This is a genomic window from Ramlibacter sp., assembly GCF_035706265.1.
In the GTDB taxonomy this organism is placed as follows: Bacteria; Pseudomonadota; Gammaproteobacteria; order Burkholderiales; family Burkholderiaceae_C; genus Ramlibacter.
Genome location: NZ_DASSVG010000171.1, coordinates 1 through 10,000 on the forward strand (window position 1 = coordinate 1; position 10,000 = coordinate 10,000).

The window sequence follows — 10,000 nt, forward strand, 5'->3', positions numbered from 1 at the left end:
CGCGCCAGGCGCACCCGCTGCCCCTCGCCGCCGGAGAGCAACGCGCCGCCCTCGCCCAGCCAGGTCTGCAGCCCCTGCGGCAGCTTCTGCAGCACGGCGCGCAGGCGCGCCGCATCGAGCACGCCGCCCACGTGTTCCAGCGCCGTGCCTTCGCTGGCATAGAGCAGGTTGTCGAGGAAGGGCCGGTTCCACAGCTGGATGGCCGGATCGACCCAGGCCGTCTGCCGGCGCAACTGCTCCACCTGCGCGGCGCCGGCCCGCACGCCATCGAGGCGCAAGGCGCCGCCGGCGAGCCGGTGCCACCCGAGCAGCAGGCCCAGCAGGCTGGACTTGCCGGCGCCGGAGGAGCCGACGACGGCCACGTGCTCGCCGGGCGCGATCGCCACGTCGATGTCCTCCAGGATGGAGTGGCCGGCGGCCAGCACGCTGCCGCCCTCGACGGCGATGCCGACGCCCGCGCGCTGCGATGCCCCCGTGGGGGTGGCGGCCACCGGGGCTGCATGCGACGGATCGCTCGTTTCGGTCGGCGCGTTCAGCGGCTCCAGCAACCGCACCAGCACGTTGCGCATCGCCGGGTACAGCTGCGCGAGTTCGGCCAGCGTGTGGCCGATCGCAGGCAGCTTGAGCGTCCAGTACACCAGCAGCAGGTCGGCCCCGCTCACGGTGGCGGAGCGGCCGAAGTGCGCGATCAGGAGCCAGGCGCCGAGCGCCACGCACACCGCCGACTGCAGGCCCGCGGCGCCCAGCGAGACGGCGACCTGCGCCCGCTCCGCCCGCACCCAGTGCACCAGCAGGCCTTCGTGGCGGCGCCGCACGGCCGGCTCCGCCGCGTGCGAGCGGATCGGCACCAGCCCGAGCAGCGCATCGAGATAGAAGATGTGCAGCGCGCTCGCGTGGTTGCGCACCCGCAGTTCGCTTTCATTGAGCAGCGGCTGCAACGCGAGCGGAATCAGCAGCGCCGCCGCCGTCACGGCGAGCGCGAGCGGCACGCTGGCCGGATCGATCAGCGCCACGCCCAGCAGCGTGAAGCCCAGGTCACACACGCTCTGCTGCACGTGCAGCGCCCACCCGGGCAGCAGCCGCAGCGTGGGCAGGCTGTGGCTGCGCTCCGCCATGTCCGACACCGAGCGGCTGTGGAAGTAGCGGTCGCTCAGGCGCGGCAGCTTCTCCATCACGGCGACGCGCAGGCGCGCTTCCAGGTGGCGGCCCAGGCGCATCACTTCGGCGGCGATCCCGAGCTCGATCGCCAGCAGCACGGCGCCGAAGGCCAATACCGCGCCGAAGGCGACCAGCCGCTGGCTGGCGACGTTCAGCGCTCCCGCGACGTCGAACAGGCCGCGGAACATCAGCGCTTCCAGCAGCACGGCACCGGCCGCGACGGCCATGGCGCCCACCAGCGCGAACAGGCCGAGCCGGCCTTCGCTCGCCAGCACCGAGCCGACGAAGCGCATCGGGTGCACCGGCCGCTCGGAAAGCGCCGCCTTCAGCTCCGGCGACTTCAGCACGTCTGCGTTCTCGCCGGGCTCGAGCGGCGTGCGGCCGCTGAAGCGCACCAGCACCGCGCCGCGGATGGTGAGCCGCAGCACGCCGTCCTCGCCCAGGCGGTCGGCGTGGGCCGACCAGTAGCGCGGCGGGATGACGCGGAAGATGTCCTCGGTGCTGCGATGCGTGTCGCGGAACAGCGACTCCGCGACCTGCATGGCCTCGGCGCCGCGCTGCAGGCCTTCGGCGTCGATCACCGAAGCGATGAAGCGCACGCTGGCGTCGAGCGCGGCGATGCCGAACCAGAGCTCGTCGGCCAGCGCCTCGGCGATCAGCGCCCGGGCCTGCGCCGCGCTCGCTCCGATGCGCGCCAGCCGCTCGCGCAAGGGCGCCAGGAAATCCTCCGACGCCGCCCACTCGCGCCACTCGGGCGCGGGGACGTTGGCCTCGTGCTCGAACACCTCCTGGGCGAAGGTCTCGCAGCGCAGCCAGCGCCGGCCCACGGCCGGATCCATCACCTGCACCCAGCCGCCGACGCGCCGCCACACCACCACGAAGTGGGTGGCGCCGTCGGAGTGGTGCACCACCACCACTGCCGGCAGGGCCGCGGCCGAAGCGAGGAACAGGTGGTCCGCGGGGATCATCACCTGCTCCGCGCCCACCCCGAGCTGGTTGGCCAACGTCTCGATGGTGTCGATCGAGGTGCCGTCCACGTCGGTCTGGCACGCCTCGCGCAGCCGGCCGTAGCTCACGGGGATGTGGAAGCCTTCGAGCACGCTCTTGAGCGAGGCGGGCCCGCAGTCCATGGCGGAGGTCTGCACGACCTCGGGGACGATCCAGCGCCGTCCGCGGTTCTGCACGAGCGGGCTCATTGCGCCGCCATCTCGCGCACGATCACCGGCAGGGCGGCGGGCGCGGGCGTGGGCGCGTCGAAGTGGCCGACGGCGCGCAGCACGAGTTGCGCGGGCGAGATCTCCTCGATGCCGACCTCGATCGAGCCGGGCAGGCCGTGCTGCAGCGGCAGCTTCGGCTCCACCTGCCGCGCCGGCTGGAACTCGACCCGCACCAGCCCGTCGCGCACCTCGCCGGCCACGCGCACCACGCGCGCGTCGATCATGCCGTACTGGGCCCAGGGAAAGCCGTCGAGGCGCAACCGCGCGGCCTGGCCGGGACGGATGCGTCCCAGCACCGCGGCCGGCACGAATTCGCCGACGATGATCAGGCCCCCGTGCGGGACCACGGTGGCGAGCTTCTGGCCGGCCGCCACGTAGGCGCCGGTGCGCAGCACGGCGACGTCGGCGATGGTGCCGCCGATCGGGGCGCGCACCTGGTGGCGCTCGATCTCCTCGCTCAGGCGGGCGATGGTGGACTCCGCGGCCTGGGCCTCGCCCTGCATCGAGAGGATGGTGCGGCGCAGGGACTCGATCTGCGCCTGCTGCTGGTAGGCGCGCGCTTCGGCCTCGGTGGCCAGGCGGCGCTGTTCGGCCGCCAGCGCATCGCGCGCGGCGGCGAGCTTGAGCGTCTCGGCCTGGGCGCGCACGGCTTCGATCTGCGCCACGCCGCCGACGGCGCTTTCCTCGCGCAGGCGCTTCTCGTTCTCGCGCGCGAAGTCCACCGCGGCAGCGGCCTCGACAATGCGGGAAGAGGCACCTTGCGTCGCCGCGCGGGCCGCCTCCTGCTCGCTGGCGGAGGCCTTTTCCAGCGCCGCCACTTCCTTCTTCAGCGATGCGATGCGCGGCAGCAGGGTCTGCAGCCGCGCCTGTTCCTCCTGCAGCCGCAGCTGCTCGGGGCGCGCATCGAGCTCGATCAGGAGGTCGCCGGCGCGCACCTCCTGCCCCAGCACCAGCGGATTGCTGGCGATGCGGCTTTGCACCAGCGAGGCGATCGGGTGGGCCGATTGCTGGACTTCGATGCGGGCCTGGCGCGACACCTCGTAGACGGTGACGCGCCCGAACAGGAACCAGGTCAGCCAGGCGGCCAGCAGCACGCCGGCGATGCCGAACCCGAGCAGGGTGCGTCGGCCGCCGTCGTGCGCCAGCGAGCGTGTGGTACGGACAAAACGGGTCGGCATGGCATCCTCAGGTACCTCACCGGTTGCCGCTGTGACGGTTGGCGAGCAGGGCGGCTTCCACCCGGCTGCGCACCTGCAGCTTCTGCAGGATGTTCGTCACGTAGTGCTTGATGGTCTGCTCGGACAGGAAGATCTTCTCGCCGATCTGGCGATTGGTGAATCCGTTGCCGATCAGCGCCAGGATCTCGCGCTCGCGCGAAGTGAGTTCCTGCAGCGGATCGGGCGCCTTGCCCTGCGTGAGCGAAACCAGCATTTCTCCGGCGAGAGATTGTGAAACGTAGACTTCTCCCGCCGCAGCTGCACGCACGACCCGTGCCAGCTCCTGGGCCGATACGCCTTTCAGCACGTACGCCCTTGCACCGGCCTTGAAGGCGGCCAGCAGCCTGTCCTTGTCATCGGAGACCGTCAGCATGACGATCGCCGTCGCGGGGCAGGCGATGCTCACCTTTTCCGCCGTGGTGATGCCGTTCCACCCCGTCATGCTCACGTCCAGCAGCATCACCTGGGGCATCAGGGTGCGCGCCAGCTGCAGGGCCTGCTCGCCCGAATCCGTTTCGCCGACCACCTGGAAATCGGGCTCCTGCTGCAGGGCCGCGACGACGCCCTGGCGAAAGAGCGGGTGGTCGTCGACGACGACGATGCTGATACGGTCAGACATGCATTTCCTCCTCGTTGGTCGTCAGGGGCAGCGTGGCGCGCACCGTCGTGCCCTGGCCCGCGGCGGACTGGATGGTGAAGGTCCCTCCGGCCACCTCCACCCGCTCGCGCATGCCGGCCAGGCCCAGGCGGCCATGGCGGCGGCTGTTGCCCGGCTGGAAGCCGGGGCCCTCGTCCTTCACTTCGATCACCAGCGTCTCGGTGTCGCCGCTCACCCGCACGCGGGCGTTCTTGCCCTGGGCATGGCGGTAGACGTTGGCGAGCGACTCCTGCAGCACGCGGCACAGGGTGATCTTCACGCGCATGGTGGCCGGCACGTCCGGCATCGTGCATTCGAGCTGCACGCTCGATCCGGTCTTCGTCTCGTAATCGCGCACCGAACGCGCCGCCAGCTCCGGCAGCGAGAGGTGGCGGATGTCGGGCAACTGCAGGTCGGCGGAGATGGCGCGCAGGTCGTCCAGCGCCGACTGCACCGCCACGCGCACCGGCTCCAGGCTGGTGGCGGGACACTGGGGGTTGCTGGCCCCGTTGACGCAGCACTGCGGCTGCACGGTCTTCAACTGCATCAGGGCGAAGCCGAGGTCCTGCCCCGGGCCGTCGTGCAGGTCGGCCGACAGGCGCTGCAGGAAGTTCTCGTTCAACGCCGTCGCTCGCTCCGCCGCGCGCTTGACGCGCTGGTGCAACAGCGAGTTCTGCGCGTTCAGCGCCGTCAGCTGCGCGACCTTCTCGCTCAGGTCACGCTGCTGGCGCACGATGGTCTCGCTGCCGCGGCGCACGACGGCGAACAGCGCGAGATAGATGGTGAGCATGGTGGCCGCGAAGGTCATCCAGCTCTGGCGCTGTGCCACGCCGGCTTCCCGGTCGACCGCCTCGGGGTGCTGGTAGAACTCGGCGACGGCGATCACCCGGCCCTGGCGCGCAGCGCGGATCGGCGTGTAGGTCTCGATCACGCGCGGCAGCGGCTGGCCGTGCGAGTCGGTATCGCTGCGCTCGGAGATCTCCGAGGAGATCTCGCCGCGCAGCGCGGCCACCAGCCCATCCTCGACCTCGTAGCGCTTGCCGATCTGGTCCGGCGCGCTGCTGTAGACGACCAGGCCGTCGGGCCGCCAGATCTTCAGGCCGGCGATGCGTTTGCCGAGCGCCGTGTCGTTCAGCAGCGACGTGAGCGCCGCCTTGTCGCTCTCGGGCAGGTCGTCCGTGCGGGCCATCGCCTGCACGTGCGGGGCGATGAAGCTGTCCACGTACAGCGCGGTGACGCCGCCGACACGGTGCACGACGCTGTCCTCCACCTGCTGGCCGATCCAGCGGCCGATGAACAACGTGCCTGCGAGCAGGATGGGAAAGCTGAGCAGCATGAACTGCTGCGACAGGGAGAGCCGGAAAAAGAAGGTCTTCATTTTCTGGAGGCGCGCAAACACTTTGAAACAAACGTTCCTTGGCGAATGTATCAGCCCAACTGTGTTACGCAAGGCACGAAGGTGCCTTCCCCGACCCACCGACGGAGCCTCGAAATCGCGCAACTCCTCCGTGGCCCCTCCTTGGGGGGCTTTCTTAAGATCTGTCACATGTCGAACCTCGAACACGCAGCCCCCGATCCCGGCGTTCCGCCGGGTCACTCCCTCGCGGCGGGCGGCGTGTGCCCGTTCCCGCATTCCTCGACGCATGCCGCCGAACCCGGCGGGGAGCCCATGGAGGAGCCCCACGTGCGGATCGAACCCCACGACCAGCTGTTCCTTCCGCTCAACAAGCGGGTGGTGGTGCAGTACTCGGCCGGCGGCGACGGAGCACGCGAGCTGCATCTCTACTGCGGCCCGAAGGAAGTCATCTTCGACGAACCGGAGCTGTTTGGATTCGGGGAAACCCTTGCCAAGCACGCCAGCTTCATCGCCGGCAGCGCGGTCCAATGGACCATCGGCTACGACTGGCCGCGCGTGCGGGAGCTGCTGGAACAACTGGTGAGCGAAGGCGTGCTGCTGCACGGCGCCGAGGCGGGCGAAGGCCTGGCCGGCGGCCCCGAAGGCAAGGACCAGCCCTCGCCGCTGCCGCCCGCGCCCTGCGCGCGGCCGCGCACCTGGGACGAATGCGAGGCCATCACCCAGGAGCTGACCGGCCGTCCGCTCGAGGAAGGCTACCTCGAATTGGTGGTGCCGGTGTTTCGCGTGGGCCACATCGCGCTGGACCAGGACGGCCGCCAGGTCGGCGAGGCCAACGTGTTCCCGCGCCCGCTGCGGGTGGAGGTGCCCACCCGCTGGCGCACCTGCATCTACCCGGGCAGCCGCTACCTCGACGACAAGCCCATGAACGTGAGCGCGCTCAAGGCGATGCGCGCCCACTGGAATACGGCCATGGCCTGCCTGCTGCGCATCCGCCAGGCCTACCTGGAGCGCTTCCCGTCCGCCCGTGCCGTGATGACGGTGGGCGACGTCGAGCGTCTCTCCACGCTGGTGCTGGCCGTCTGCACCTATCCGCTGGTGAAGAAACAGGGACGGGTCGCCAACGGCGAGCTGCATCCGGTGCTGGCCGCCATGTTCCGCGTGACCGATGGCCTGCGCATGACGTCGCACCAGATGCTGTTCCTGCCGGTGGTCGAAGCGACGCTGCTGCCCGACACGCCGATCACGGCCGCGGAGATCCACGCGTATGCCGAGCGCAACTACTCGCTGCACTCGCCGCAGGGCGTGTGCGCCGGGCCGACGGCGATGATCGACCAGTTCCTGCGCGTGCTGGTCGAAGGCGGCGATGCGGCGCAGTTCGCCGACGTCGCCATTCCCGAGCCGGTGCAGCGCGCGCTCGACGACATGGAGCCCGCATTCGACTACGGCCTGCTGGGCCTGCAGGCCTTCGCGGGCGTGTTCTCGCTGTGGCCGATCATGACGCGCACCTATGCCCGCATGGCGCAACTGGTGCAGGACTGGATCGGCCCGCGCAGCGAAACGCTGGAGCAGCTCGATGCCTACCTGCGCAGCAAGGCCGAGACGCTGCGCAACGAAACCTTCCACGCCACCGAGGAGTGGCGCGCCAACCGCGAGCGCGTGTACGCCGACATCTACGAGAAGTGCGCGGTGGGCCTGGGCGATCCGGTGCGCCAGCCGATGCCGCAGCGCGTCTCCGGCCGCCTCTCGGAGCAGCACCGCGTGCCGACCGAGGCGTTGCGCGGCATCCTGCAGCGGCGCCTGGGCGACGGCGAGGGTGCCGATGCCACCAGCGTCGACTGGCTGGTCGACACGCTGATGCACTTCTTCGTGCGCACGCAGCAGACGCTGTGCCTGTGCACCGAGACGCAGCTGCGGATCAATGCGCTGCTCGGACGCGAGCAGCCGAAGCGGCCCTTCAGCGCGATGGATGTCGACATCCACGTGCTGCTGCAGGCCGAGGAAACGCGCCGCCTGCCGCACCTGCTCGACGAACTCGAGCGGCTGCTGGGCTTCCGCGTGGCCATCACCCGCGAAACACTGGAAATCAGCGAACCGAATTCAGGCCTGGATCCCCGATGAATCCAGGCCGAAGCAGGATTGCCGCCACCCCCGGCAATGAAGAAGTGCCTCGAAGCACACCGACCCATCCCCACGACAGGAGCGTCCCATGAAAGTCAAGTCCAACATCCGCGCCGGTAAAGGCGGCAGCAAAAGCATCAACAACACGGTGGTCCAGGTCGCCAAGTACATCAGCCGCTGCACGGGCGTCTGAGAACGGCCGGGACGCTCGCGTCCCAGGGCGGATGGCTCACGGCCATCCGCCCTTTTTCTTGGTTCGCCAGGTTGGAGACCAACTGCCCTTTATCCTTGTTCGTTAAGTTGAAACTCTTCGTTCCGAAGCCTTTTCTGGCCCACGAATTGCACTTCTCTTAAACCCAAAGAATTGCCGACATGGTGTCGGTAATACCAAGGTGCCTCGACGCACACAACCCCCACGACAACAGGAGATAGTCCCCATGAAAGTCAAGACCAATATCCGTGCCGGCAAGAAGGGCAGCAGCATCAACAACACGGTGATCCAGGTCGCCTCCTACATCAGCCGCTGCACGGGCGTCTGAGCGGCGCGCACCGCTGCCCCCCAGGGCGGATGCTCCGGCATCCGCCCTTTTTCTTTGGGTGTTGCCCACCCTGCCCCTGGGCGCCCACACCCAGGCGGCGCGCCACTACCCCCAACCGCCCTGCGCAACACCCGAAAGCACCCAGTGGATGGCTGGCGCGGCACTTGCATTTGCTTGCAGCTACCAAGGCGAAGCCGGCAGCAGGAGTGCGAGACACACGACACCCCGGAGCACCCCATTCACTTTACGGACCGCACTTCGATCGCATGAACCCGCACCGCCCTGACCTCCTCCGCCTGGCCCTCGCGCCGCTGGTGCTGGCGCTGGCCGCCTGCGCCTCCGCGCCCCCGGGCGCGCCGGAGGCGGTCGCCGTGCCCGCCGCCTTCCGCCATGCCGGCCCCGCCGTCGCGGCCGCCCCGCAGGCCGGCGAAGCGTGGTGGCACGTGTTCCAGGATCCGGTGCTGGACCGGCTGCAAGCCCAGGCCGCCGGCGGCAACACCAGCCTGCAGGCCGCCGCGACGCGGCTCGCCCGTGCCCGCGCCCTGGTGCGCAGCGCCGAGGCGGCGCGCGCACCGCAGATCGGGCTGAATGCCGGCATCAGCCGCCAGGGCGGCCCCATCATCAACGCCACCGGCAGCGGAGGCACGCTGGTCGAGGCCCTGGTCGATTTCTCCTGGGAAGCCGACCTGTTCGGCCGCCTCCAGCAGGGCGTGGACGCCGCCAACCTGGATGCCGCGTCGCAGGAGGCGCTATTGCGCGATGCCCGCCTGCTGGTGCAGGCCAACGTCGCCCAGACCTATTTCGAGCTGCGCGCGCTCGATGCCGAACGCGCGCTGGTGGAGGCGGCCGCGGCCGCCTGGCGCGAGACGGTGGCGATCACGGGCCAGCGCCTGCGCACCGGTTCGGTCGCCGAGCTGGAACTGGTGCGCGCCCAGGCCGAACTCGCCGCCATCGAATCCGATGCCCAGGCCCTGCAGCGCCGCCGCGCCCAGCTCGAACACGCCCTCGCGCTGCTGGCCGGCGTGCCCGCTTCCAGTTTCGAGCTGCCGGTGCGCGACTGGAGCGCGGCGCTGCCGGACATCCCGGCCGGCGTGCCGGCCAGCGTGCTCACGCGGCGGCCCGACATCGCGGCGGCCCAGCAGGCGGTGCAGGCAGCGCAGTTGCGCGCCGGCCTGGCGCGCACTGCGTGGTTCCCGACGCTCACGCTCACGGCCAGCGGCGGCTCCGCCTCGCCCGACCTGGGCCAGTTGCTGGCCGCCTCCACCCGGGCCTGGAGCCTCGCGGCGCTGGTGGGCGGCGTGCTGTTCGACGGCGGCCGGCGCGAGGCCGGCATCCGGCTGGCCGATGCCGACCTGGAAGCGGCCGCGGTCGGCTACCGCGAGCAGATCCTCACCGCCCTGCGGGAGGTGGAAGACCAGCTGGTTTCGGTGCAGCTGCTCGCCGCCCAGTCGCGCACCGCCTCCACGGCCGTCGATCTCGGCCAGCGGGCGACCGCCCTGGCGGAGTCACGCTACCGCAGCGGCCTGGCCAGCCAGCTCGACGTGCTGGACGCCCGCCGCACCGAGCTGCGCAACCAGCGCGACGCCGTCCAGCTGCGTTCCGCCCGGTACCAGGCCACCGTGCGGCTGATCCGGGCCCTCGGCGGCGGCTGGCAGGTGGCCGCCTCTCCATGAAACCCCGATAACCAACGACTTAATTGGCACAGGACGTGCTCGAGCGTTGGCATGGGCCCCATGCCAGCCAAGGATTGACGTGTC

General features: G+C 70.4%; 7 protein-coding genes (1 of these 7 cut by a window edge). 3 read left to right on the forward strand and 4 right to left on the reverse strand.

The genetic code is table 11. From position 1 onward, the window contains the following. From VFM98_RS06520 to VFM98_RS06535, 4 genes are all read right to left on the reverse strand, one after another. On the reverse strand, positions 1–2,354 hold a 2,354-nt coding region (locus tag VFM98_RS06520; RefSeq protein WP_325109096.1), incomplete at its 3' end, for a cysteine peptidase family C39 domain-containing protein. Further along, complete coding sequence (locus VFM98_RS06525; RefSeq protein ID WP_325109097.1) at positions 2,351–3,553, reverse strand: HlyD family secretion protein; 1,203 nt, start codon at positions 3,551–3,553, stop codon at positions 2,351–2,353. The genes VFM98_RS06525 and VFM98_RS06520, both read right to left, overlap by 4 nt. A 16-nt stretch (positions 3,554–3,569) precedes the next feature. Further along, positions 3,570–4,211 (reverse strand): response regulator transcription factor, encoded by a 642-nt coding sequence (locus VFM98_RS06530; protein ID WP_325109098.1) that lies wholly within the window; start codon positions 4,209–4,211, stop codon positions 3,570–3,572. Further along, the gene (locus VFM98_RS06535; protein ID WP_325109099.1) at positions 4,204–5,607 is read right to left on the reverse strand and encodes a sensor histidine kinase; all 1,404 of its coding nucleotides are present in this window, start codon (positions 5,605–5,607) and stop codon (positions 4,204–4,206) included. Before VFM98_RS06535 ends, VFM98_RS06530 begins: the two co-directional genes overlap by 8 nt. Before the next feature lie 306 nt (positions 5,608–5,913). Here VFM98_RS06535 and VFM98_RS06540 point away from each other — a divergent pair, with 306 nt between their 5' ends. From VFM98_RS06540 to VFM98_RS06550, 3 genes are all read left to right on the forward strand, one after another. Next, complete coding sequence (locus VFM98_RS06540) at positions 5,914–7,704, forward strand: hypothetical protein (protein ID WP_325109100.1); 1,791 nt, start codon at positions 5,914–5,916, stop codon at positions 7,702–7,704. 805 nt (positions 7,705–8,509) lie between these two features. Beyond that, entirely contained in the window at positions 8,510–9,916 is a 1,407-nt protein-coding gene (locus VFM98_RS06545) for an efflux transporter outer membrane subunit (RefSeq protein WP_325109101.1), read from the forward strand. Positions 9,917–9,995: 79 nt separating this feature from the next. Further along, positions 9,996–10,000 carry the 5' end (the start) of a response regulator gene (locus VFM98_RS06550; protein ID WP_325109102.1) on the forward strand. Its footprint extends 385 nt past the window's final position, so only the first 5 of its 390 coding nucleotides appear in the window; the start codon lies at positions 9,996–9,998; its stop codon lies off the right edge, out of view.

What these genes read in the sequence shown, in the direction of transcription:
- VFM98_RS06525 (WP_325109097.1), bottom strand. Translation starts at nt 3,553, where the DNA reads ATGCCGACCCGTTTTGTCCGTACCACACGCTCGCTGGCGCACGACGGC.
- VFM98_RS06530 (WP_325109098.1), bottom strand. Translation starts at nt 4,211, where the DNA reads ATGTCTGACCGTATCAGCATCGTCGTCGTCGACGACCACCCGCTCTTT.
- VFM98_RS06535 (WP_325109099.1), bottom strand. Translation starts at nt 5,607, where the DNA reads ATGAAGACCTTCTTTTTCCGGCTCTCCCTGTCGCAGCAGTTCATGCTG.
- VFM98_RS06545 (WP_325109101.1), top strand. Translation starts at nt 8,510, where the DNA reads ATGAACCCGCACCGCCCTGACCTCCTCCGCCTGGCCCTCGCGCCGCTG.